At 59.7% G+C, this 24,309-nt stretch carries 24 protein-coding genes and 2 pseudogenes; 8 read left to right on the top strand and 18 right to left on the bottom strand.

Annotation, left to right across the window (positions count from 1 at the left end; translation table 11 throughout):
- Positions 1-33: 33 nt before the first annotated feature.
- Positions 34-1,308, top strand: coding sequence for an IS256 family transposase (locus QA640_RS45690; protein ID WP_283041364.1), 1,275 nt, complete (start codon positions 34-36; stop codon positions 1,306-1,308).
- 32 nt (positions 1,309-1,340) lie between these two features.
- On the opposite strand, the gene QA640_RS45685 is transcribed toward QA640_RS45690, so the two are convergent.
- Positions 1,341-1,982 (bottom strand): hypothetical protein, encoded by a 642-nt coding sequence (locus QA640_RS45685; protein ID WP_283043817.1) that lies wholly within the window; start codon positions 1,980-1,982, stop codon positions 1,341-1,343.
- 687 nt (positions 1,983-2,669) lie between these two features.
- On the opposite strand from QA640_RS45685, the gene QA640_RS45680 reads away from it, so the two are divergent.
- Positions 2,670-2,975, top strand: a complete 306-nt coding sequence (locus QA640_RS45680) for a hypothetical protein (protein ID WP_283043816.1) — start codon at positions 2,670-2,672, stop codon at positions 2,973-2,975.
- A gap of 58 nt (positions 2,976-3,033) precedes the next feature.
- Here the strand turns inward: QA640_RS45680 and QA640_RS45675 are convergent, their stop codons facing one another.
- Together QA640_RS45675 and QA640_RS45670 are read right to left on the bottom strand one after the other, a co-directional pair.
- On the bottom strand, positions 3,034-3,261 hold the full coding sequence (locus tag QA640_RS45675; RefSeq protein WP_283043815.1) for a helix-turn-helix domain-containing protein: 228 nt from the start codon (positions 3,259-3,261) through the stop codon (positions 3,034-3,036).
- A 477-nt stretch (positions 3,262-3,738) separates the two neighbouring features.
- Positions 3,739-3,927 carry a hypothetical protein gene (locus QA640_RS45670; RefSeq protein WP_283043905.1) on the bottom strand — a complete coding sequence of 63 codons (189 nt, stop codon included), beginning with the start codon at positions 3,925-3,927 and terminating at the stop codon, positions 3,739-3,741.
- A gap of 43 nt (positions 3,928-3,970) precedes the next feature.
- Between QA640_RS45670 and QA640_RS45665 the strand changes: the two genes are divergently transcribed.
- A complete protein-coding gene (locus QA640_RS45665; RefSeq protein ID WP_283043875.1) occupies positions 3,971-4,516 on the top strand; it encodes a group II intron maturase-specific domain-containing protein in 546 nt (181 codons plus the stop codon).
- Positions 4,517-4,891: 375 nt separating this feature from the next.
- Here QA640_RS45665 and QA640_RS45660 read toward each other — a convergent pair whose 3' ends face one another.
- Positions 4,892-5,068 (bottom strand): hypothetical protein, encoded by a 177-nt coding sequence (locus QA640_RS45660; protein WP_283043814.1) that lies wholly within the window; start codon positions 5,066-5,068, stop codon positions 4,892-4,894.
- 2,037 nt (positions 5,069-7,105) lie between these two features.
- On the opposite strand from QA640_RS45660, the gene QA640_RS45655 reads away from it, so the two are divergent.
- On the top strand, positions 7,106-7,285 hold the full coding sequence (locus QA640_RS45655; RefSeq protein WP_283043813.1) for a hypothetical protein: 180 nt from the start codon (positions 7,106-7,108) through the stop codon (positions 7,283-7,285).
- 635 nt (positions 7,286-7,920) lie between these two features.
- Here QA640_RS45655 and QA640_RS45650 read toward each other — a convergent pair.
- The 12 genes from QA640_RS45650 to QA640_RS45595 form a co-directional block, all read right to left on the bottom strand.
- On the bottom strand, positions 7,921-8,178 hold the full coding sequence (locus QA640_RS45650; RefSeq protein ID WP_283043812.1) for a hypothetical protein: 258 nt from the start codon (positions 8,176-8,178) through the stop codon (positions 7,921-7,923).
- A 938-nt stretch (positions 8,179-9,116) separates the two neighbouring features.
- Complete coding sequence (locus QA640_RS45645) at positions 9,117-11,081, bottom strand: hypothetical protein (RefSeq protein ID WP_283043811.1); 1,965 nt, start codon at positions 11,079-11,081, stop codon at positions 9,117-9,119.
- A 10-nt stretch (positions 11,082-11,091) separates the two neighbouring features.
- Positions 11,092-12,165: a sn-glycerol-3-phosphate ABC transporter ATP-binding protein UgpC gene (gene ugpC, locus QA640_RS45640; RefSeq protein ID WP_283043810.1), complete on the bottom strand. Its 1,074-nt coding sequence runs from the start codon at positions 12,163-12,165 to the stop codon at positions 11,092-11,094.
- Between the two features lie 3 nt (positions 12,166-12,168).
- Complete coding sequence (locus tag QA640_RS45635; protein ID WP_283043809.1) at positions 12,169-13,008, bottom strand: carbohydrate ABC transporter permease; 840 nt, start codon at positions 13,006-13,008, stop codon at positions 12,169-12,171.
- Entirely contained in the window at positions 13,005-13,883 is an 879-nt protein-coding gene (locus QA640_RS45630) for a sugar ABC transporter permease (RefSeq protein WP_283043808.1), read from the bottom strand. Before QA640_RS45630 ends, QA640_RS45635 begins: the two co-directional genes overlap by 4 nt.
- Positions 13,884-13,979: 96 nt before the next feature.
- Complete coding sequence (locus QA640_RS45625; RefSeq protein ID WP_283043807.1) at positions 13,980-15,428, bottom strand: extracellular solute-binding protein; 1,449 nt, start codon at positions 15,426-15,428, stop codon at positions 13,980-13,982.
- 63 nt (positions 15,429-15,491) lie between these two features.
- Positions 15,492-16,430: an NAD(P)-dependent oxidoreductase gene (locus QA640_RS45620; RefSeq protein ID WP_283043874.1), complete on the bottom strand. Its 939-nt coding sequence runs from the start codon at positions 16,428-16,430 to the stop codon at positions 15,492-15,494.
- Positions 16,431-16,537: 107 nt separating this feature from the next.
- The gene (locus tag QA640_RS45615) at positions 16,538-17,317 is read right to left on the bottom strand and encodes an aldolase/citrate lyase family protein (protein ID WP_283043806.1); all 780 of its coding nucleotides are present in this window, start codon (positions 17,315-17,317) and stop codon (positions 16,538-16,540) included.
- A 49-nt stretch (positions 17,318-17,366) separates the two neighbouring features.
- Positions 17,367-17,630 (bottom strand): hypothetical protein, encoded by a 264-nt coding sequence (locus QA640_RS45610; protein ID WP_283043805.1) that lies wholly within the window; start codon positions 17,628-17,630, stop codon positions 17,367-17,369.
- 7 nt (positions 17,631-17,637) lie between these two features.
- Positions 17,638-18,348 carry an FCD domain-containing protein gene (locus tag QA640_RS45605; RefSeq protein ID WP_283043804.1) on the bottom strand — a complete coding sequence of 237 codons (711 nt, stop codon included), beginning with the start codon at positions 18,346-18,348 and terminating at the stop codon, positions 17,638-17,640.
- A 523-nt stretch (positions 18,349-18,871) separates the two neighbouring features.
- Complete coding sequence (locus QA640_RS45600; protein WP_283043803.1) at positions 18,872-19,165, bottom strand: recombinase RecT; 294 nt, start codon at positions 19,163-19,165, stop codon at positions 18,872-18,874.
- A gap of 28 nt (positions 19,166-19,193) precedes the next feature.
- Positions 19,194-19,526, bottom strand: coding sequence for a hypothetical protein (locus QA640_RS45595; protein WP_283043802.1), 333 nt, complete (start codon positions 19,524-19,526; stop codon positions 19,194-19,196).
- Between the two features lie 233 nt (positions 19,527-19,759).
- On the opposite strand from QA640_RS45595, the gene QA640_RS45590 reads away from it, so the two are divergent.
- Both QA640_RS45590 and QA640_RS45585 read left to right on the top strand, forming a co-directional pair.
- Positions 19,760-19,996, top strand: a complete 237-nt coding sequence (locus QA640_RS45590; RefSeq protein WP_283043801.1) for a hypothetical protein — start codon at positions 19,760-19,762, stop codon at positions 19,994-19,996.
- 311 nt (positions 19,997-20,307) lie between these two features.
- Positions 20,308-21,360 (top strand): annotated as a pseudogene (locus QA640_RS45585) (IS256 family transposase); the annotation flags it as partial.
- Positions 21,361-21,676: 316 nt separating this feature from the next.
- On the opposite strand, the gene QA640_RS45580 reads toward QA640_RS45585, so the two are convergent.
- Positions 21,677-22,894 (bottom strand): IS110 family transposase, encoded by a 1,218-nt coding sequence (locus tag QA640_RS45580; RefSeq protein ID WP_283043873.1) that lies wholly within the window; start codon positions 22,892-22,894, stop codon positions 21,677-21,679.
- 261 nt (positions 22,895-23,155) lie between these two features.
- Between QA640_RS45580 and QA640_RS45575 the strand changes: the two are divergent.
- Together QA640_RS45575 and QA640_RS45570 are read left to right on the top strand one after the other, a co-directional pair.
- Positions 23,156-23,383, top strand: a pseudogene (locus tag QA640_RS45575) (IS256 family transposase); the annotation flags it as partial.
- 182 nt (positions 23,384-23,565) lie between these two features.
- Positions 23,566-23,775: a DUF2934 domain-containing protein gene (locus QA640_RS45570; RefSeq protein ID WP_283043800.1), complete on the top strand. Its 210-nt coding sequence runs from the start codon at positions 23,566-23,568 to the stop codon at positions 23,773-23,775.
- A gap of 351 nt (positions 23,776-24,126) precedes the next feature.
- On the opposite strand, the gene QA640_RS45565 is transcribed toward QA640_RS45570, so the two are convergent.
- Positions 24,127-24,300, bottom strand: coding sequence for a hypothetical protein (locus QA640_RS45565; RefSeq protein WP_283043799.1), 174 nt, complete (start codon positions 24,298-24,300; stop codon positions 24,127-24,129).
- Positions 24,301-24,309: the final 9 nt, after the last annotated feature.

Genomic DNA, 24,309 nt, shown 5'->3' with positions numbered 1-24,309 from the left:
CGGGGTGCTGATTCCACAAAGGAGAGCAACGCCATGACGAGAGATATCACACCGGCTGGTTGGCCGGCGACCGGGGCTGTGGACGAAGCGTTTGCAGAAGTGCGGGCGAGCTTCGATCGGTTCTGCCTTGCGGCAGGGATCGAGGCGCTCGGCACGATGATGGAGGCGGATGTCACGGCGGCCTGCGGGCCGCGCCACGGTCGCGACGCGGCGCGGCGGGCGCACCGTTGGGGCCGAACGCGGGGACGGATCGGCTTCCACGGCGGCAAGATCGAGGTCGAGCGCCCGCGGGTCCGGGGCGTGGACGGCCGCGAGGTCACGATCCCGAGCTGGGAAACGGCGGCGGAGGAGGACTGGCTCGGTCGCTGGGCGATGAACCTGATGCTGATCAATGTGTCGACGCGCCGGTTCGGCCGCGCTGTCCGGCTGCCCGAGGGTGACGTGCCGGCACCGCCCGGATCGGGGGTTTCGAAGTCGGCGGCCTCGCGGAGGTTCGTAGCGCTGTCGGCGGCGCGGCTGGCCGACTTCATGGCTGCCGATCTGTCCGCGCTCGACCTTCTGGTGGTCCAAATCGACGGGCTGCATCTCGGCGACGATCTCGTGCTGGTGGCCGCGATCGGGGTTGACGGCGAAGGCAACAAGCATCCGCTGGCGCTGGTGGAAGGGGCGACCGAGAACGCCGCAACGGTTCAGGCCCTGCTGGACAACCTGGTCTCGCGCGGGCTCGACCCGACGGTGCCAAGACTGTTCATCGCCGACGGCGCGAAGGCGTTGTCGAAGGCGATCCGCCGCACCTTCGGTTCGGCCGCTGCGATCCAGCGCTGCCAGATCCACAAGGCGCGCAACATCATGGAACGCCTGCCGAAAGAGCATCATGCGGCCACCCGTCGGGTGCTGCGCCAGGCCTGGGAGCTCGATGACGCCGACAAGGCTGAAAAATTGATCCGCAATCTCGCGCGTCGACTCGACCAGCAATGGCCCGGCGTAGCGGCCAGCATCCTCGAAGGCCTCGACGAAATCCTGACTGTCGTCCGGTTGAAGCTGCCGAAGGAGCTTCGTCGATCGCTCGCTTGTACCAACATCGCCGAGAACATGATGGGCACCATTCGCCGCGTCACGCGCAACATCAAACGCTGGCGGGATGCCGGCATGGCCTTGCGATGGGTCGCGGCCGGCATGATCGAGGCCAACAAGGGCTTCCGACGATTGAAGGCGCATAAGCAATTGTCGGTTTTGCGTGCGGCCCTTCAAGCTCGCCACAATCGCATGACGATCAACCCCGTTGCCCACGTCACGAGGGCCGCGTAACATTCATTCCGGCAACGTCGGCCCGACGTAGTTCAACAGCGATCGGGACATCCCCTCTTCTCTTCCAGGTCTCCGCGTACCTGTGCCAATTCAGCGGCCAGCGTCTCCGCCCTGTCGTGCTCCTGCTGGAGAGACCGCCGCAGCTCCGTCGTGACGCTCTCGATCGATTGTTTGGGTTGCGCCACTTCGCTGGCTGCGTTGCTGCCGTGTGAGGGGGCCAATCCCGTCGTCGTGGTCGTGGTCGTACCTCGCGCCTTTGCGGCATCGCCTTCAAGTGCGGTAGTAGAGAGCACCTGAAAACGCGGCATTGCCCGCTCAAGATAAACCCCGCCAACGACACCTGCGATCACCATTGCGGCAATCCAATAACGCGGAGATGATCCTCCGCGCTTGTGTGATGCCATCTTCCGAACGTTCTCTGCTGCATTGGATTTGAGCGAGCCGGGTCCCGCGTCCAGCGCATCGGCTCCCAGCGACTCAAAAAAGCAGTAGCTTGGGTACCAATGCGAGGGCGTCATATCGAGTGTCTCGTCGTACTCGCCGATCCATTCCTCGGTCTCAGGACACCAGCGAGCAACTGCGAGGCTTCCGCTCGCTTCATCTTCGAGCACGATGATGTGCCCATTCTTCGGTGCGATCTCTATCGGATATCGCATGAGAAAGAACCCCTTCATGCGCTGCCTCTGAAGAAAGCCGCGCCGCTTTTAGCCACCAATTTCCAACTGTGATGAGCGCCGTACTTAGAATGCACAGCCAAGCGACCATAATTATGGCTAAGCAATTATGGCTAAGCGCTGCGGAACTTGCCTGCCGAGGTGTGCTGTCTTTTGATCACCCGAACCGTGCTGATTGAGTTTAACGTGAGTTAACGACGGCCCCCTGGTGCTAGCATAGCCTCCATTATGCTCGGCTTAGCTGTTGCGTTTGCACTGCTGGGAGTGGGTTTTGCCGCGGGTTATGTCACGCGAGGAATTGTCTCGCGCAAACGACGGGCCGTCTATCTGGCATACGCGCCGTACTCAGAGCCTTCGCGTAGGGGCCCTTCAGCCAAAGAGCAAGTGCACGACAGCATCTTCAGGCTGTCCACTTCACCGCGTCTCCATGTGGTCGAGGGGAGCGCGTCCAACGAGGCTCCCAAGCCGATTGTCGGTCAGTAACGTAACCATGATAGCGGCCCGCATTGGACAGCAGCACCAAGGTTGATCGGTTGATCGCGGTCGATTGCCTCGGTCTCGCGCTGACCTTGATTCTGCTTTGGCGATTCTGGTGACCCCATCGGACAGCCGACTCTATTCAGGTGCGTCAAAATGCGTTAGTCTGCAGCTGATTAGCTCATCATTGCGTTCTGGTCGGAGATATTCATGGCTAGGCGAGCAGTATCGCGCGACGATTTCCGAAGCTTTTTCGCATTCCATGCATTCGCCGCAGAACTCAATAAAAATCACGACGGTGCATCTCGGTTGCTAAAGCTATTTACGTCGAGTCGAGATATTTGTGATGACCTCCTCGATCTATGGTCAGAACGCGCCGAGGCACTTGGTCCAGAAACGGTGGGCGGCGTGCTGAACCCCCGCGTGCATGCTGTGGCCGACGGCGATATCAATTATGATCATGCGAGCGCGTTTCTCCACGCCTTGCTCAAAACGTTGGATCAGACACAACACTAAAGTCGTGGGGCAGCACGTTAGCTAACGATCGCTCGGGGTCGCTATCTCTGCGTACTTATCATTCACCGCCTTGGTAGCACTCGCAAACTGCCTCCTGCAGACGGTTTACATCCAGAATGTGGATTTTGTCTCGCTTATATTCGATCAATCCGGCTTCTTGCAGCGTTTGAGCCGACAACGTGACACTCGTCCGTTGCGCGCCAAGCATCTCGGCCAAGAACTCTTGGGTAAAGTTGAGAGTACCGGAGTGCTTGAAAGGGTAAAGATCATCCAGATCAACGCTCATGCGGCCACTATCTCGAATACGTATTGAATCTGCCGTGCTTCACGCCGCGAATGTATCCGCGCGACACCCGCTCTACAGCGAGGCAGAGAGCTTCGAGCAGTTGCATGCGTCATTAAGGTCGAGGGCGGAACAGCTCCAAGTATCCAGAGCGGCACTCGATGAGGAGACGGGGCTGGCCGACGGGTTTTGTTCCAAGTTGCTCCAACCAGTCCCGAGCAAGAGCGTTCTCGGACGATTGACGCTCGAGCCGATTGAAAGCGCTGGGCGTGCGCATGGTCATCATTTCAGATCCGGACTCGCCGGCTTCTCGAGGCGAGTTGCCGCAGCGCTCGGCGCTCCATGTCCGTCTTGGCAATGATTGCCGGCGTTCGAAGGGGGGCAGGACGGCAAAACCGAAGTCCACCCAAAAGAGGCTGCCGCGGCCTAAGCGTGGGAAGCCGTATTTGGGGTGCTGAGGACTTAGTAGCGACCGAGCGGCTAAACATCAGACGCAGCTGTCCAACGCTCCATCACGCGCAAAACGATGCTGGCGAGCAAAATCCCGAGCAATCCGCCAATAACCTTTTCGGATGCATCCAGCAATCTTCCGTGGCGATCCGGCGTCAGCGTTTGCAAAAATTCGAGCACCACCGCGCTACCAAGCACGACGCCGCACACCAGCTTCATCCGCTCCGGGTACCGGCTCACACGCTGGGCAGATGACTGGGTTGTGACCTGTCGGACTCGAGCGGAGGCGGAACACGCCTTGGCGCGAGCAGGAAGGATTCTCGAAACGCTTGGTGTGACGCTCAACCGGGAGAAAACCCGGATCGTTCACATCGCACATGGCTTCGAGTTCCTGGGATTTAAAATCCAGCGGGGGAAAGCTCGATACAAGCTGACCCGCGACCGGATCAAATCCAAACTGAACCGGCAGAATCTCTATGCCATTCCCACACAGAAGTCGGTGGACCGATTCAAGGATCAGATCAGGGCCTTGACCAAGAGGCGGATGCCTCTGCGTCTGGGCGAATTGATCGAGACGATCAACCCGATCATCCGAGGATGGGGAAACTACTACTGTCGCTCCCATGTCAGAAAACGCTTCCATCAACTGGATGGTTGGATCGTCCGAAGGCTCTGGTCGCACCGCACCAAGCGGTGGCGGAACGCAGCCTGGAAGGAATATCCGACGAGACGGCTGCGTACAGAGTTCAAGCTGGTAGGGCTGGTCTCACTGATCCCTTCGCTTCAGGCCGCGAGAGCCCGTTCATGAAAGCTGGATGCGGGAAAACTGCACGTCCAGTTTGTGCGGCGGACGGAGGCCAGCGCAAGAGCAATCGAGCGCGCCTCCTCCGACCCGACAGGCGGAACGAGTTTCGCTGAAGGCCCGAAAGCTGGAAAGACGCTTGGATGTGGAAACTTCGAGCTGGCCATGCGGCTGAAAATCCAGGGCACTGGCCTTCGGCGCAGCGGGAATGGGTGAAGCCCGGACGGCGCGGCGCAAAGGGCTGAAGCCAGCACGACAGAACCCACTATCTGAGCCTCTGGCACGAACGCAAAACAAACCGCTCGTGCTCAATCCGGTGAACCGCCGTATACGGACCCGTATGTACGGTGGTGTGGGAGGGGAGGAGTCGCGAGACTCCCCCTATCCCGATTCACTTCTCCTTACCCTTCTCAACCCGCTCAACAGTTCAGGCGTATCCAGCAAATCAATCAGTTGCTGAATTGTGGTAGCTGGATTACGCGAGCCCATCTCACGGTGCTCGCGCAGAATCTTGCCAGCCTCGCGCAATGTCGAAGCGAGCAATTTCTTATCCTTCATCGGTCCCTCGCCAGTTTTCGCCGCCCCCGACGATGTTCTCTGAGATCGGGATTAAACACCCGCTCAGCTTGGCGGTTCAAGGCACGCATGATGCCGATCCGGGCAAACATGCTCGCCCCCCGGAGTTCGATCACCAGCATCAGAGGCCCGCCGGTTCACGCTGGCGGGCCTTGTACTCGGGTTGATCACGTGGATCGCAAATGAATACACCGAATGTTCTATTCGGGCCGGCAGTCACAACTCGCGCGCGCATGCGGCATAGTCGCACCTAGGTTGCTTTTCTTTGCGAAACCTCTGAACAGGGTATCTAATAATGGTTGAACTCTGAAGGCTTAGAATTTGGGGTTTATAGTCATGCGTCACGTTTCGAGGCGACGACACCCCGAGAAACCAAAGCCCTTCACGTGGGTCGTCCTGTACGGAGGCATGTCCGTTGAGTGTAGCGACGAGGCCGGCGCGAAGAAATTGGCGACCAAGCTCCGCCGGAAAGGCTACCGGCTGGCAGCTCGAACAGCGGATGGTGTATCGCCCTCCTGGCGAATTGATTCCGAGGAGCTGGACGAGTGGCTGAGCCGGGAAACCAAAGCCGGTTGATGGAGGCCGGACTGGCAGGCCGCTTCTGCAGGGGGCGTCGGTCGCGCTTTGCTTTATGGCTTCACTTTCTGCCAATTATAATCGGGCAGTTCGCAAGCAAGTTTGCTTGGCGGTTCCGTTGCCGTTGGAATGCACCAGGCAATCTGTCCAGTCCATCGATCGAGCCGAGCAACCCCGACCCGCCCGCACATTTCTGCGATGCTCCAGCGTGAAGTGAACATGATCGCGCCCGTCAAGATGACGGCACCAAGCATGACCGCCGCAGTAGTGAACCGCTCGACGAACCTCGTTACCATCACGATCGCATGCCAAACCTCGCCGACAAGGCCCAGCACATCACGAGCGGGCAGCCTTACTTGTGACAGTCGGAGCTGCTCTAACTGGAGCTGGGTCGCTCTCTAAAGATTGTCCTGTCCACCAGCAGTCAGAAGCCGCGCAGCTCGTTCGGCTTGTTCTTTGGTTAAGCCCTCCGCTAAACTCATCCCAATAAGTGCTGGCCCCTTCCGTTCGCGATCGTAAACCATCCAGCCACCCCTGCCTCCCTGCCGCACGATGAATCTGATCTGCTGAGATTCCTTGTCGCCCAATGTGTTTCCTCAAATAAGCTATGAAAAAGCGACCGTTGGGCTCGAAATACAGGTCCCGGCAGCGCTTTATTCTCGAACTGAGCACTGAAATCCCAGTTGATTTCACTGTGCAATGGCCATGCCACAAGGTGTGACGCGCTGCCGCGCCTCAAGGGAGGTACCTCTTCATGGCGATAGGAACAGGTGGCAATGGGCGGTGTTCGTTCTCATGCTTCGGTCCTGCCTGACACACCATGACCGAACGCGGTTGAGCACTTGACGGCCCCAGCATCCCCCTGGCTGGGGTCGTTTTGGGTCTAACCGCGGCACGAGAACAAAAGGGCCTGCCGGTTCACGCTGGCGGGCCTTTCTCGTAGCGCGCTATGCCCGCACTTTAGGGAGCTTCTTCGCGATAGCTTCTACCGCATTAGGGAATGCGTTTTGTACAGCGTCGATCGTTGACCGACAGTGTTCTCCGCAACGTTGCGGATCTTTCTTGAAATTGTTCAGATACGCGTTAGTGAAAACCGCAGGGATCAGCAACGTAACGAAGAGTAGTCCTTTGATGGACGACCGAGATGGGCGCTTCATGACTTTCTCCTCCCGCGAAAGTCGCAGCTTGCAATAGAGCCACAAAAAGTCATGTGAAGTAGCTCACACCGCTTGGGGCCACTCAACGGCCGCCCCCTGCCATCCCCGGAGCCTAGCGTCACTTGACCGTGTTCCGATGTCCCATCGAGGGGCTGGGCGGCTTATCCCAGTTGAAGTTCGGCCGGACGTCGGCACCGCGGCGCCCGCAGGCAGTGCAGGTAAAGCGTGGCTCGACTTGCCGCCTTGGGGTTTGTTTTGGTAGATACCTCCCGGGCTGGGAGGGAAAATGTTTCAAATTGTCCGTAATGCCGTCATGGTGGTCGTCATCCTGACCGGAGCCGCCATCAACATTTACTTTGAGTTGCTAAACCCATACGTCGCCTGCGGATCGGCGCTCGTGGCGGCCTATGTTTCAGGCATGGTATTGTCGAACGCCTGTTCATCCGCCGGGCCTACGGCAAGATGACACGTCTCTACGGGGACGATTGGGCCAAATGACAGGACGTCGCTACTCTTGCGCGCCGCCTTTTTGATCGCTCATCCATTGGGCGTTGCTGGCAGGGTGATGTTGACCGATCCGCTCGCTCGACGTCGGATAGCCTCATCTCATCCTGGCCAGCGGTCGGCGCTGAAGGCAACCAAGTGGCTGCAACGGTAGTCGGCGCAATAGACCGACGCCCCGCGCCCCCATCTGGCGCATGTCGCCGAAGGCTCCCAAGTGCTGCGAGCTACTGCCTCTCGTGGGTGGCGACGACCATCCCTCGAGGGCGTCGGCAGTCCGCGCGGCTCACGCGCTCGCTTTCGCGCGGCCGCTGCGTACGAAAACCATTTGTTTTCCGTATGCCGCTCTCCGGATTGTGATGGGGTGGTCCGTCACCTTGAATGGCGTCGATGTGCCGTTCTGGGCGAGCTGGATTGCCGTTAAGCGCAAATGCGAAGTGCGGCGATGTCCGCGGTTGTGCTGCGAGCTATGATCATGCGTCGCGCAACACGTCGCAATAGGAACAAATGGGGACGGCGCTCGAAGGTGGCGGTATCCACCATGAAAAAGGCCCGGCAAGATGCCGGGCCAATTCCCGATATCCACCACTCAGAGCGCGTCTACAGCGCGCAGATGTCCGAGAGCGCCGGCGCCAGATTTTGATTTATGCATTCAGTGCTCCGCTTAGAGAACTCGAATATGGCGCGCGTCGGCATCGTGAACCGCTCCGGGCCGTCGCTGGTCTCCAGCACGAGCAGAACGGTGTCGGTTCCGAGGTACTGAAAGCGGAGAGATTCAATGTGGGGGATGAGAGATGCAGACATGGCTTCCTCCAAAGTTGACGCAAAACGTTGAGTGGTGAGGAAATTCCTCACCATGAGCGGATTGGTCTCCTTTGTGGAAGTTGCCTCTGCGAAGGCATGCTGCGCTCATTGGTCTGAGCTGTCAACGTGCACCTGATAGGTGCACTACCTCATCACAGCGGTTGACCTTGCGCTGGTGCCGCTCGCCTACGTTACTACAAGGATTAGCGACTTCATCTCCGGACGCGATCGGCGCAATGATCCCGGCATGAGGCCTCAAAAGATCACTTTCGGAGACATGCGCGAGATTGGCGTGCAAGGCGTCCTGATCTATTGCGCGGACTACCGCTGTAGCTTTAGCGTGGCCTTGAGCGCCGCTCGCCGGCCCGATGTGCGGACGTTCGACCTGATTTCGACTCCGGCAAGCCGCCAGCTTCTGTAACGGGATATCGAAATACGAAATGACCAAGGGCTGGGGGCGGCCATTTCACGATCCGATCACGGTGCCGGGCGGCGGCAAGCTGGTCACCTTGCGGGATGCCGGCAACTACATCGCGGAGCTACGGCTCCTTTCGCGAGATCGCGACACGGAGCGTGTCCATGTCGCTGGCCCAGGAAGGGGGCGCGAAGCTCATCGAGAAGCCCACGATGCAGCGCGACCCGACGCCTGGCGCCGTAATGGTCTCCAGCCGGATCGGTGGGCGGCCATGTCACGCTCTGTGAGAGCAAGGACGCCAGGCAGTACTGTTGCCGCAGAGGCAGACCAGTCGGACATGGTCAACGCGACCAAAATCGCGAAGTCGGCCCGTGAAGGCCATCCGCGGGCCGGCCGGCGTGCCCGCTCCGACCACTGCCGCAAGGCTTGGCGCCACCGGCAACGCCGTCGCCGCCGGCAGCGACATCAACATCGGGCCCTGGTATCCTACCAACTATATTCCGACGGGTGCTGCATCAAAGCGGTCGCGCAATCCCTCTGAGATGATCGGCTTGCAGTCTAGTGCGCTAACGGGAGATCAGGCGCTCTTGATTCGGACAATCCCATAGGACGGAAGCTCAAAACTTCCAACCCTGCGGATGAACGTGCTGTTGCTGTCGAGCCAGGCTGGATCGTGCACCGCCGCTTCAAAGCTTCTTTCGTCGAGAACGTCCACTCTTGCAGTGCCATCGAAGCCCTGTACCTTCAGGCGCCTGATCTCGCCTGAGAGGTTGGCAAGCCAAAGGACATTTCCAGCCTTGTCGCGATGCGCAAGAGCGGCAAGCTTTGACGGTGCAGACGAATCCGTGTCGATGGATCTTGCTCCGCTCGCTGCGGCAAGTCCTGCAACAACATGGTAGATGGGGAAGAGTCTGGCCTCGCGGCCGTCGAACCACGGCTGGGTATGGGGCAGTTTGCGATAGATCATCCCTTGCGAACCGGTGGCAGAGCCGAGGGCGACGGCGTCGACACCGGCTCTTGCCGCCGCCGACAGATATCCGAGGCTCCATGCAGCGGCGAAGAGGCCGCGCTGTCGGGGATCTTTATCGGAGAGACAGACCCGCCTGTTGTTGGGGTTTGGCGCAACCGCTGCGCCATAGGGGTTGTCACGACATGGAATACCGGTCGGTCCGATCTGATAGGGTACTTTGCCGATCATGGCGCGTGCTGAAGCGAAGATCCACGGAAGAGTCTCAAGCGTCTCCATGACCGAGATGTCGTCTGGCGCATGTACAATGGGGCAGCCGGTGTGCGTGATGAAGTCAAACACGCCCTTGGGGACGGGCTTGCGGTTCAGTTCGGTGAAATAGGAGAGCATGCCACCGCCAAGCACGGCATTCGGAAAAGAGGCTCGGGCCGCCGTCGCCATTTCCTCGTAGGTGGGCCCCCAGGGTCTCGGTGTGTTGGGTTGAAAAGATTTGAGATCGTGCATTTGGGTGACGACAACGGACGTTGGTGTGAGCCCCGCAGCATTCACTGCGCTCGCGATCGCAGGCATTTCCTTGTCGGCCGGCTCCCTGGCCGGCAAAATGATCTCAAGTGTGACCGGAGCTCCTGTTTGCCGTGACAGATCGCGGAAGCTTGCAGCGGCCTCTTCCTGTCCTCGCTCGCGCCCGTCGATCTGACAAACGAGCGCCTGAGGCCGCGCCGCAGCGATAAGGTCCACGGCCTCGAGCGCCGCTGCGGCTTCTGCCATCGGCACGCCGACGCCGATTTGCGGAATGCGGCCTTTCGTGCCCCCAAGAGTTACGGTCGTGGCGGCAGCGGATGCCCTTGGTCTCGATTTCGGCGGCTTGCCTGAGACGGTGAGGGTGATTGACTGGCTGAAGCTCTTACCCCTCTCCAGCGTGTACGGCCAGGGATCGAGCAGCGAGCACACATAGGTCTTGTAGGAGGCATCCATCCAGTTTCGATGGTCCTCCATTTCGAACTTGTTTCCCTCCATCAGAACGGTCACGGCAACGCCGGGCAACGGCCCGTGCTTAAGTGAGCGGATTTCGAAGATGGGTTGACCGGGGCTGATGAATTTCGGAAATTTGCGCCTCTCTCTCTTCCCATCCGTGTGCACGACGTCAACCGGTCGTCCAACCGTTCCTGCAAGCGGATGCAGCACGACAAAGCCTGTCCGATTGGTAAGAAAGTCAAAGAGTGGCGTTGCTTCTGCCGAAAACCTCAGTGTCCCATCATCGCTTGCGTCGATCTTCGCGGAGTAATGGATCGCCTGGTGCTGGTCTCTACAGGTGGCATGATAAGCGACGGCAAAGCTGTTCTTGTTTTGGCGGATCTTCAGGTTGTCGATTGCCGGAGCATAGGTACCCCAGTCCTTGTCGCGCACGAGATAGGCAATTCCGCGCAAGACTTCTTCGCCGTAATAGCGGATGTAGCGCAAGGCGCCGCTGTCGAAGACTGCCGAGATGGGACCGGCTCTCAATTCGCGGCGTTTGCCGTCAGGGGCTTCGGTTCCGAAGAGCTTGATTGCGCGGCTCGGCTTCTTCTGGGCCATGGCGGCTTCCTCAAATGACCTTGTCAGTTTGTGGATCGATCAGAACGGCGCGGATCATGTCGATATCGATGCGGACCTGTTCGCCCGTGGCGGTGACCTCGTGAGCCGCGAATTCCGCGGTGATGCTGCTTCCGCCGAGCGGCATGTTGACCTGCACCCGCGAGCCTGTCGGTTGGACGAGCTCTATGGTGGTGACCAACCGCGCGTGACCCGGCGCGGCGCTCGCACCCGCCTTGGCAATGTGCTGGGGCCTGAGCCCCAAAACGACGGCCTGGCCATTAGTCGCGTTGCGCCCGGTGGGCAGGGGGAGCCTCGTTCCGTCGCGAAGGATCACTTCGCCGGCTTCGATGGTAGCGGGAAGGAAGTTCATCTTTGGGCTGCCGAGGAAGCCGGCCACGAAGCGCGTTGCCGGCCGCTCGAACAAATCCAGCGGCGCGCCGAGCTGTTCAATCTTGCCGTCACGCAGCAGCGCGATGCGGTCAGCGAGCGTCATCGCCTCGATCTGGTCGTGAGTGACGTAGATGATGGTGCGGCCAAGCTCCTGATGGAGCCGCTTGATCTCAACCCGCATGTCGTCGCGAAGCTGGGCATCGAGATTGCTCAGCGGTTCATCGAATAAAAAGAGCAGCGCGTCGCGCACGATCGCGCGGCCGATCGCGACGCGCTGGCGCTGACCGCCAGAAAGTTCACGCGGAAATCGGTCGAGAAGTTGCGCGATGCCGAGCATGTCGGCGGCACGCTTCACGCGTTTGTCTATTTGGGTGGACGCAACTTTCCTCGCCCGCAAGCCAAATGCTATGTTCTCGTAGACGTTGAGATAGGGATAGAGCGCGTAATTCTGGAACACCATCGCGATGTCGCGATCGCGCGGGCGGGCCCACGTGACGTTCTTTCCGCCGATTTCAACTGTGCCGGCGCTCGCTTCCTCTAGTCCGGCGATGGTGCGGAGCAGGGTTGATTTACCGCATCCCGATGGGCCAACCAGTACCGTGAACTCGCCCGAGGGCACCTCAAGATCGATTCCCTTGACGGCATGGTATGTGCCGTAGTGCTTGTGAAGTCCGGTAATCTTCAGGTCCGACACGAGTTAACCCTTGACTGCGCCCATGGATATGCCGCGGACGAGATAGCGCTGCAGCGTTGCGACGGTGATGAACACGGGAATGGTCCCGAGCACCGACATCGCGGCGATCTTGGACCAGAAGTTCGACTGGCCGCCGAAGTAGTGCGTGACCTGGACCGTGTAGGTCGTGACCTCGGTGCGGGTGAGGACCAGTGCAAACAGAAAATCGTTCCAGGAAAAGACGAAAGTGAAGACGGCGGTGGCGAACAGTCCGGAGCGCGCCATCGGAAATACCACCTTCCATAGGACCTCCCAGCGGTTGCAGCCGTCGATGAGGGCGCTCTCTTCGAGCTCCAGCGGAATCTCCTCGATATAGCCGCGCATCATCCAGATCACATACGGCAGGCTGAACGCCGTATAGAGGATGATGAGCCCGATGTAGGTATCGACCCAGCCGAGCCAGACGTAGAAGAGGAAAATCGGGAATGCGATCGCCACGGGAGGCATCATGCGCTGCGATATGATCCATACGCCAAGGTTCTCGCCGCCTGTCTTGAAACGCGCCAGTGAGTAGGCGGCGATGGTGCCGAAGATCATGGCGAAGAAGGTTGATACCGAAGACAGTACCAGGCTGTTGCCGACTGTTTTGGCATCGCCATCCTTGAACAGGACCGCATAATTGTTGAACTGGATGCTCTTCGGATACCACACCGGCGGAAAAGAGAAGATCTCACCTGGCGTCTTGAACGAAATGGCAAACAGCCAGTAGATCGGAAAGACGAAGATAATGACGAGAACCATTGCGATGAGATAGCGCAAAACGAGCTTCGTTTCCTTGCGGCGATGAAACGGTACGTCCTTCATTTTGCCAGCCCCATGCGCCGAATGGCCCAGGTCACGATAACGGTGAGAAGCGCGATGACAAGGAAGGCGATCGCCGCCGTATAGCTCGACTCGAACTGCTTGAAGCCCTGGACATAGGTATAGACCGAAATGGTCTCGGTCATCGTGCCGGGACCGCCCGCCGTGAGCGCCCAGATGATGTCGAAGATGCGGAAGAGGTCGAGGCCACGGATCAGAATGGCGATCGACATGACTGGAAAGATTGCGGGGAGGACAACGTAGCGGAAGCTGCGCCAGAACCGCGCTCCGTCAATCTCAGCGGCCTCGGTCAATGAGCGATCGACATTGGAAAGGGCGGCGAGCAAGATCAGGAACATGAACGGTGTCCACTGCCAGATCTCACAGAAGATGATGGCGGGATAGACGAGTCCGGGGTTGACCGTCCACAGAGCCGGCACAGGGTGACCAGCGAACCAGCCAATGATCTGGTTGATCGGACCAAAACGGTTGTCGAGCAGGAGGCGCCATGTGGCGCCGGCGACGATCGGTGAGATGATTGTTGGCAGCACGAGCAGCGAAACCAGAAGCTGGCGACCGGGTAAGTGGTCGAGAAACAGATAGGCCATGGCGAGGCCGAGGAGCAGCTCGATGGGCAGGGCTATGATCATGATAAGCACGGTGTGGAGGAGCGACTGCCAGAGTCTGGCGTCATGAAAGAGCTGGACGTAATTCACTAACCCGGCAAAGGATGTGTCGGTCTCCAGCATGGTGACGCGCATGAAGCTCACCACCAGGGAGAAGATCAGTGGAAAAAGGCCGACCAGCAAGAGCAGGAAAATGGCCGGCGAGATCAGCCAGTATTTGAAGTTGCGGTCGGGATGGGCGATAGCGGCCATGGCTCAGGTCGGGATGAGTTCCGCTTTGGTCTCGTGCTGTCGTCGACAGCGGGCGGACCCTCTCCCGCTGGAAGGCGGGAGAGGTGAGAGGCGTGCTTATGTTTTTGGATAAGCGCCGGACTCAGCGGCCCAGGCCGTATAGACCGTCTTCTGCTTGTCGATGCCGATTTTCTGCGTAATGTCGTTCCACTCGGCTGCTGCCGCATCGAGGATCGTCTTTGGATCGTCGCCCGCCCAGAGCTTTGAAATCGCCTGGCGCATGACCTCCTCATATTTGTCGGTTTGCAGGAGCGACAGATCGAGAAGGCCAGTCTGCGAGGCCCGCTTCAAGGCAGCCAGATAGTCCTTGGCGTTTGGCCACAGGGCGAGATAGCCAGAATCCGTATAGTGCGAGTCGCGGAACGGATCGCGTAGTGTATAGGGAAGCTGAACGCGCTGGCGGCTCACATCTTCGCTGTTGAGCCACTGGATGAAGAGATAGGCCGCATCCTTGTTCTTCGAGGTGGACGAAATCGACAACGCAAAACCTGCTGCGAGCTCGGGATGTCCTCCCGGCGGCAAGGCGTACCCCACCTTGCCTGCGATGGTTGTCTTCGGGACCCAGTTCAGTGCCTCCTGGTCCGTACCATAACCCTCGGCCCAGCGCCCATAGGGTGGCCAGGAGATGGTCATGGCCGATTGGCCTTGCAGGAAAGTCGCGAGATTCTCCACAAAGCCGAACTGCTCCACGCCTGGCGGCATGAATTTGTTCTCGTTGCGCATGGCGGTGAAGACTTTAACGCCGACATCGGAGTTGATCGTGGCCTTCATGGTGTCAGCGTCGAAGAACTTGCCGCCCTCATTGCGAAAGCGTTCCTCGAACATGTACATCGCATAAGGAGGCTGTCGGAAGAAGGAGGCGCCGTAGATACCCTTGTCCTTTAGGACGTCCGTAAGACCAGCTCCGACGACATCGAAATCCGCCCAGGTCTTCGGCACCGCGAGGTCTTTGCCTGTCTTCTCCTTGAAGGCCTTCTGTACGGCTGGATCCTCGAAGAGGTCGCGCCGATAGTACATCAGGAAAACGTCACCATCGTCGGGGAAGCCGTAGATCTTGCCGCGTACTTTCATCTGGTTGTCGCGATAGGTCGGTGCAATCGTCTGTAGCTCGGAGGCGTAACCGTATTTCTCGACATAGGGGTCGAGCACCTCAAGCGCGCCGGCCTGGGCAAGATCGGGCATCCAGGCAGGGATCACGTTGAGAGCGTCATAGGCGCCGGCACCCGACCTGTAGTCTTGCATGATCTTGGTGAACATCTCGGCAGTCGCGACCTCGACCACCTTCACATCCATCCCGGTCAACTCTTTCCACTTCGGACCGGAGAAGTGAGTGGGATCGAGCGACTGAAGGCCTGCCTCCCAGACGATCGTGATTGTGCGTCCCTTATATTGCTGGGCGGCCTTGACGGCGGTGTCGGCAGCCGATGCGGCCCATGCCGGCCGCGCCATTGTCGCGACGAGGCCGGCACCCAGACTGATCTTTCCGAAATCACGTCTATTGATCATCGTGTCCTCCCGTTCCTTGATTGACATTTCAAATGTCCCTCGCTCGTTTGCGGCGAGGATTCCTCAACTCCCAAATTGGCGGCGGTACTCCTCTAGTTTGCGTTGGAAGTTCGGTTTCTCGAGGACCGCGCGATTGACGATACCGCGCGGGATTCGGCCGTGCTGAATGTCGAGCACAGCCCTGACGTCAGCTGCACCATTTTCGGCGAAGCACTGATCGGTCCAGCAAAGCGCGTGTGGCGTCACGATGACGTTGTCGAGCGCAAAAAGAGGATCGGACGGGTCGGTCGGTTCTTGCTCGAACACGTCGAGGGCCGCGCCAGCGATCCGCCGTTTCGCTAGAACGTCTGTGAGCGCCTTTTGATCGACGATTGGTCCGCGCGCAGTATTGATGAAGAAGGCGGTTTTCTTCATCAGGGCGAGACGGTCGGCGTTCACGAGGTGGCGTGTCTCGGCCGTCAGTGGACAGTTCACCGTAACGACGTCGGCTCGGGCGAATACGTCGTCAAGACCGACGAGTTCGACTCCGAGCCCGGCCGCCAGCCTAGTGTCCGCAAATGGATCATGAGCGATGAATCTCATGTCGAACGGCTTGGCGAGCCGGAACAGCTCAGCGCCGATATTGCCGACACCAATCGAGCCCAACACCTTGCCGACCAGGCCAAAGCCCATATGCTCGCCGCGGGCCGAAAAGCCTTCTGGACCTTGCCGGGCGAGCTTATCCTTCACCATCAGCTTCCCGGCGAGTGCCAGAATGAAGGTCATGATCGACACAGCGACAGGGCGGCGCACGCCGTCCGGCGTGATCGCCAACGCGATGTCCGCGGCGGTACAGGTCGGCACATCCACCGTGTCATAACCGACGCCAAAGCGAGCGATGATGCTGAGCCTGCCGCTTTTCGGTGCGCTTTCTGGCCCAAAGCGGTGAGCCAGCAGGATAAGTGCGTCGAAGTCCTCAAGATCGTTGCTGCGCAGAGGATCGGCGTTATCCAAATAGGCCATTTCGACGCCGGGGTGCTCCAGCAGAGGCTTCAGATCGAAATCGGGATAGACGGTCGAGCCGTCGGCTTTCCTGAAATCGCCCGAAAGGGCAACACGGAATGGCGCGTTCATGTCATGCATCCCTTCCGCAGGGTGGTGATTGCGGCGGCCAGCGCATCCCGAAGCACCCACACGTCACCCGAGTAGCAGCAGAAATCGAAGCCCTGCTTGTAGAGCGATATTCCGACGTCGGTGGTCGGTACAAGGCGGCCCAGTGATTTCTTGTGCTTCTTGGCAGCCGCAATCGTCTGCTCAACTGCCTTCAGAAATTTCGGATGATCGAACTGGCCGGGGACGCCAAGCGATACTGACAAATCGAAATGGCCGACCCACAGGCAGTCGACGCCATCGACGGCAGCGATTGCGTCGGCATTTTCGGCACCTTCAGCAGTCTCGATTTGGCAGAACAGCGTTGTTCGCTCGTTGGCAGCCGCAAGCTTCTCGAGCACCGGGCCCTGCCCATAGGCATCATGCGCAATACTCAAGGCAACGCCACGTCGCCCGTTCGGATAGTACTTCATGCAATTAACGACGGCCTCCGCTTCTGCGGCAGTGCCAACCATCGGGATCATGATCCCTTCCGCACCCGCGTCGCAGGCGCGCGCGATGTGATGATATTCCTTTGAAGGCACGCGGACGATGGCCGGTACCCCCGCGGCTTCGAAATAGCGTGCAGCACTTTTGACGGTTTCGAAGCCAAAGCCCGAATGCTCCAGGTCGAAAAGCGCGAAATCGCAATCCGCTTGTTTGAGAATATGGCCGATTCCCGGAGTGGCAAACTCGATGATGAAATGTCCGAGCTTGGCCTCTGGCGTGCGGGTCATTTGCTTGAGTCCGGCACGAGCCATTGTTCATCCTCCCGTTTGGCGTCTGGTGTTCGGTCCCTCGAAGTTGAGATCAAACCCAGCCAACGTTCTTGTTCACGATCAGGTCGGCGCAGCTCCCGTTGAGTGTGGAGAAGCACGGTGGCTGATAATGCGTGTCGAACGCCGCTCGACTATTGTAGATCTCGCAAAGCGGGGCGCGTTCGTCCGCCCATGGATACGAGGCCGGCGAAGCGCAATCGCCGTCGCCCAGTTGGCGCTCGCGTGAATTCTCGTCGATGAGCTTACGGAATACAGCCATCGCAGTCGGCTTTGGCTTGAACCCGATGGTGACCACGAGCCGTTCACTTGGCCGCCCTCCGGACTTTCCAGTAAAGTTTGCCAACCTGATCGAGGTGCGAGCGCATGCGGGCATCGGCAAGTTCCGGATCGTGTGCTTTGATCGCTTCGAAGATCGCAACATGCGCATCGAAGGCGACCCGGTTCTGGCCGGGATAGCTGAGCGTCACACGTCTTTGGTCGACGAGCCAATCGATGATGGCTCGGTGCATGACCACATAGATAGGATTCTTGGGGATCGTAGCGATCGCGTAGTGAAATGTTATATCCGAGTCCTCAAAGCGTTGGATGTCGCCAATGGACTTGTAGTTCGCGTCAAGCGCATCGCTCAGGTAGCGGATATCCTTTGCTGTGGCGTTGCGTGCAGCATCACGTGCCAGGCCGGTCTCAAAGAGGGCACGCGCATCTTGGAAATGACGGACGCCGTTGTCGTCGGAGAGCAGATATTTGGCACTGCTCGAGAGCGACGTCATAACGACTTCAGCATTCGGGGCTGTGATCCGTGCCCGCGAACCCGCCCGGAGATCAACAAGCCCCGCACGCTGCAGATGAAACAGTGCCTCGCGTATCGCTGTCCGGCCAACGCCGAACTCCGCCATGAGCTGACGTTCTGATGGCAACTCGGCACCAGCCACCAATTCCCGATCGCGTATCCTCTGCTCGAGGATATCGACAACCTGCTCAAAGAGACGCGATCGTTTGAGCGGAGGGGACATTGGTATACCTAGTATACCAATCTACGCTAGGTCCTGCTGATGCCGCTGTCAATAAGCGTGGTGATCGACGAGACGTTTCGGAGGAGGCAGCTCTTGCCCTCTAGCGCAGCAAAGGTCGACACGCAGGCCTTCGATGCAACGCGCGGATCGGCAGCCTTTCCCAAAGTGGACTACTTAGGGAGCGCCGCGCTGAATGCCAAATCGCGTTGATCAGCGATGTATACTCGAATTTCTTGTCATTCTCAGGCCCATCTGCCAATCGCCATGAATGCCGATCGTTACCGGGACCCGAAGGTTCACGCGAAAATCCTTGCGTGGGACAACGATCATGCCGTCGCGAGCAGTATTGGGGCCTCCCAATCTGGTCTGCCGGAGAATCCTCGGGACGAGATCGGCCTTTACTTGGAGGGCTCCAGTGTCGCGACGCAACTGCTGGAGAGGGTCGAGCTCAGCTCACGGCCTGAGGTGCGGAGGTCGCGACTGGATATTCGAGGACCGATTTCCGTGTCGCAGGCTCCCACATTCATTTTGGCGAGACATCGCGCGCGGCCTCAGACGCGACGGTGAAGCCCGCGTCTTCCATCTCGTCGCGGCCGTACATGCCGGAGATGACATCGGGCGCATACATGCGCGCCCAATCGCGGCTCATGTTGTAGAACAGTTGAAGGTCGGGCTTGATGTCCCACAGCGGCGAGCCCTTGATCCGACCACTGTCGTTCCGCTTCGGGCGCAACTTGCCGAGCGTGAACTGATCCGGCGCGGCATCGAGCGGCGGGAAATAGCGCGGCTCCTTCTCGCCCTTGAAGGTCGCCCCCACCCGTCACCGCCGCATATCGCCTTCGCCCTCATAGGCAACTTGCAGGCGCGTGGTGATCGGCGCGCGCCTCGATCACGGCGTGAAACATCTGGCTCTCGTAGGCGATCTGCTCGACCTTCTGGCCGCCGACGAACTGCTCGACGACATAGGTCCACATCTGAGCTATAGCAGCTTCAGCCAGCGCACGACTTTTGTAAACAAGCGTAGGAACTCCGTTAGGGGTTGGCTTAACGTCCACGACTTTGCACGTGTTCGTCTCTTTGTCTTGAACGAGGTAATAGCTCGTAATACTTGGGTCGGCGACGGCGGGAGCGGTGATCGTCACGGCGATTGTCGCAACTACGATGTAAGGAAAGCGCATGGTTATTTCTCCTCGCTAAGGGATGCGCATACGAAATATCCAGCCGTTGGGTGGCTCCTTAAACCGAAGCTAATCTAAACTCGACCACCTATTACCGATGTGAACTGCTTCACATGCGTCCATTGTTGATCGAACTGCCGATCTAGGTCATGGTCCCTGGCATAAAACAGCGGATCGCTACGTATGGATAGCCTTCGTCGTCTGTATCGCCCTCGAAATAGACAGGCCAGACCATGGTTCGTTCGGCTTTGTTAGGCTCGGTGATGACGGCATTGTCCGGTGATCTGCGTTGGCGCGTCCAGCTTCTCGACTCCGACATCCAAGAGGAGGAGAAGCTGACGGGTATCTCCGATCCCTCCAATAGCGCGTACCCGATCCTTGCTCAAAATCTGAGTACCAGACACGGCAATCTCTCGGCCACAATCATGATGCTAGAGACCCGGTTGGCCGAAACGGACATGGCCGCTTAGTTGACAAGGCGCCGGTGACAGACTGCACCGGACCCCTGAACTGAGCATGCGCTTTGTTCCAGGCTTCATAGGCGAGCCGGTCAGCCTGCTTGCGCGCCTGCGCCGCTCGTTCCGCTGATGCCAGGACAGAGCCGCCGTAGATAGTCTCTCCTGAGGGCCAGAGCGGTCGGTTATGGTAAGCCGCAACGGATTGTAGATAACGAGGAAATTGGCGGAGCTATGCGGGAAAGTGGGTGATGACGGGTTGAGAGAGGCGGCGTATCGAGGCCGGTGTCGAGCCTGCCAGAACCTCTCAAGGAGAGCGATACGCCATGAACGAGACTACCAACATCCTGTCCTTTCGTCAGCCCTCTGCGGTTGACGATCCACTGACAGAAATTCTGCGGAACGGAGCCCGTGAGCTGCTCGCTCGGGCCGTCGAGATCGAGCTGCAGGCATTTCTGGAGACGACGGCGGAGCTGAAGCTGCCGGATGGCCGTGCCAGGGTGGTGCGGCACGGCTTTGGCCCTGCGCGTAAGATTGCCACGGGGATCGGCGCGATCGAGGTCGCCCGGCCCAAGGTCAGAGACCGCGGTGCGGCCGGAGCTGATCGGATCCGCTTCACCTCGGCGATCCTGCCGCTGTGGGCACGGCGGACGAAGAGCCTGGATGCCCTGCTGCCGATCCTCTATTTGCGCGGCATCTCGACCGGCGATTTCCAGGAAGCGCTTTCGGCGCTGCTCGGCAAGGATGCGCCGAACCTGTCGCCATCGGTGATCTCAGGCCTGAAGGCGCAATGGCAGGGCGAGTACGAGCGCTGGCAGAACCGCGATCTGTCGGCGCGGCGCTATGTCTACGTCTGGGCCGACGGCGTCTTCCTGCAGGCCCGGATGGAGGACCACAGCGAATGCATGCTGGTTTTGATCGGCGCGACGCCCGAGGGCAAGAAGGAGCTGATCGGCTTCCAGGTCGGCGTGCGCGAGAGCGCCCAGAGCTGGCGCGAGCTTCTGATCGACATTCGTCGGCGCGGACTGCAGGTCGCGCCTGAACTGGCGATCGGCGATGGCGCGCTCGGCTTCTGGAAGGCGATGGACGAAGTCTTCCCCGGCACACGGCGGCAGCGCTGTTGGCAGCACAAGACCGTCAACGTGCTCAACAAGGTTCCGAGCTCCGTGCAGAGCGGCATGAAGAAGGCTTTGCAGGACATCTGCATGGCGCCAAGCCGAGCTGCCGCGGAGCTTGCACGCGAAGCCTTCGCCGAGAAATACGGTGCAAAATATGCGCGCGCAGTTGATTGCCTGGCCAAGGATCGCGACGATCTGCTGGCGTTCTATGATTTCCCTGCGGAGCATTGGATCCACTTGCGAACCACGGATGAGATGGACAAGCGATTTTTTATGACCGCCGCGATGACGATTGCGGAAATCGCGTACGTCCATTCTTTTGTTCGGCCGCGCCGCGGGCCATTCTTCCGTCCCGGCCACCGGTCTCGCAGCCGCCGCGCGCCGGGACGGTCAAGGCTGGCCGCGTTTGCGGCCACCGCACGGCTTGGCCTTGACCGGCCCGAGCACGGCGGCATGCTGGCGTGGAACGCGACTGCATTCCTGGCTGGCACTTGCCGTCAGCGGCGGTTATGGTTGTCGGGCGCGGGCGACCTCGTGGCGAAGCGTGACGCGTCGGCTGCAAGCGTCACCGGACTGCCTATTTTGTCCTGCCGAGCTGAGGCGCCCGCGCGCCGGGTTTCGGCCGCCGCGGTTTCCATTGCGACACCAATCGTTCGTAGCTTCGCTCCGCCTGGGCGGCAATCAACATCTCACGGTCGCGCAGCGCCTTGATGTTGTAGGCATAGGCTGGTCCACGCCGGCTGCCCTTCTGTTGCGGATGTCCAGCTTGAAGTTGCATCGCGCGGGTCTTGTTGGCGACCAGCGCCGGGCGCGCCAACAGGTAATTCTCGCCCTTCGTCAGCAAATGCCAGCAGAGCACCGTGAGCTTGCGAGCCACGGCCACCGCGGCGACCTGATGGCCACGCCGGGCGCGGATCCGCACGAAAAAAGCATGCAGTGGACCGGGCGCCTTGGCCGCGGCCCAGGCCGCCTCGACCAGCATGGCGCGCGCGTGACTGCGGCCGATCTTGCTGATGCGACCGTGATGGGCGGCTCCCAGTCCCGACTGCCGCACCCGCGGGTTCAGCCCGAAATAGCTCACCAGCTTCTGCGGGCTGTTGAACCGGCTGATGTCGCCGATCGCCGCCACGATGCCGGCGGCGACCGCCAGATTGACGCCGGTGATCGTCATCAGTCTGTTGACCGCGGAATCCTCGATGGCGTCCTGCGCGATCTCGCGATCGAGCAGAGCCAGGTCGTCCGCCAGCCGGTCCAGCTCACGGACGTGCCGATCGATGGCCGCGCGCTCATCGTCCGGCAACTGGTGAGCGGCCAACCAGGCCCGGCCGCGGGCGTTGAAGAGATCGCCATGCGGGCACTTCGGGATCAGGTGTGCATGCAGGATCGAATGCACCTCGTTCTTGAGCCGCGTGCGATGCCGCACGACCTGGTAGCGCCGCGCCACCAGTCTGCGCTTGCGTTCGGTCTCCGCGTCAGGCGTCCAGATCTCCGGCAGGTAGCCCGCCGCCTGCAGACTGGCGAGCGTACCAGCGTCAATCTTGTCGGTCTTGACGTGAGCCTGGGCGATCGCTTTCACCTGCAAGGGATTGGCGATAATCACCCGCGCCACGAATGGCGCGAGCACTCGCGAGACCGCCATGCTGTTGCCGGTCGCTTCGACCACCACCTCATCACTGGCCAGCAAGGTCTTGCCAAATCCCTCCAGCGCAGTCCGCGTCATATCGATGCGACCCGCATGTCGAAGCCTGCCGTTCTCCCAAAACACCACCTCCCCGAAGGTTCGGTGGACATCAATGCCAATTACCCGTCGCATTCGCACCTCCTGCCGGACACATGACGGGAGCTGCGGGCGACACGACAACTACGGATTCGCGCTCCCAGCGCAACCGGGCGAGTCGCAGAGGCGGCCAGCTACTAACTCGAGCTCTCGGCTCATCGTGTGCATCGGCCTGCCCGCACTTCGTGCTCCCGGTGCCTCTGTCCCGATGGTCGCACCATATGCCACGAGGTAGAACGCCGCGGCGGAACATTGGCACCGAGGCATCTCATACCGGTTACAAATCCGATCGAAAGCGTGTTCGCCACGGTGCGGCACCGGACGGTTCGGACCAAAGGATCGCTGTCGCCGCAGACCGCGAAGCTGATGGTGTTCAAGCTCATCGATGCTGCGTCCAAAACCTGGCGCCGATTGAAAGGAACAAATCAGTTGCCGAAGATCATCGCCGGTGTCAGATTCGCCGACGGCATCGAGGTCATTCCGACCCAGCAAAGCCACGCCGCCTGATCGGCTCCGTCACCCAGATTCAGGCATAGCTCAAATTGGCGCGACAACCCGCGTTTGGCGTCCAATCGGTTCGGTAACTTTTCATTAACCATCTAGGATCATGGTTGAGCATTGGAAATCGGGGCTGGAGTGGGCGACAAACGACGGTCTGAGACGAATTAGGCCGACAAGGAGTGAATTAAATGTACGATCCGGAACAGGCCGTTCGTGAACGTGCCTATCATCTTTGGATTGAAGGTGGCTGCCAGCATGGACACGCCAACGCTCATTGGCTGGCAGCCCAGCGCGAGGTTTTGAGTGCGTCGCTGAGCAACGCTTCCGAGCAACCTCTTGCGACGAATGCGAAGAGCCCACGTAAGGCTGCCGCGAAGAAAAAGAAGTCCGCGGCTTAAGACCGTGGCGCTGCGACAAGCCCCGGGAACAAGCGCTTTCGATGGATCGGTGTTGCCTTCCGCCGTTGGAAAATATTGAGCGCGACGGTCTGATGCGTTTTACAGCCGAGGCATTTGACTCAGGATATTGATAGCCTGCATTAAGACCATAACCTTAAGACGGGCGATGGCTGGGCGGAACGCAAGCATGCGTTTGTTCTAGGCTTCGCAAGCAAGCCGATCGGCTTGCTCGCGTGCCTCGGGGGCCATTCGGACCCGGACGGGTTTTCACGCGCCTCGACTACGCAAGAAGCGCACAAAGAAATATCGCATCATAGGCTGATGCAGCTCGGCTGGCGTCCGTAGCCTCGGCTAATGACGCTTCATCCTCGTTTCGATCGGCGTCCCGTCGAGCGAATTCAAAGTGGTATTGATGCTCGCCAACAGGCGCCCGATTTCATCTTGCTCGTTCAAGCGGCGCTCCTCTTGCAGCCGCTCTAAGAGCCGCTGCTTTCGCGTGAGGAGTTCCGCAACAGTCGGCGTCATTGCAATCCT

The organism is Bradyrhizobium sp. CB82 (assembly GCF_029714405.1).
Lineage (GTDB): Bacteria > Pseudomonadota > Alphaproteobacteria > Rhizobiales > Xanthobacteraceae > Bradyrhizobium.
This window is presented reverse-complemented; position numbering and strand designations above follow the sequence as displayed.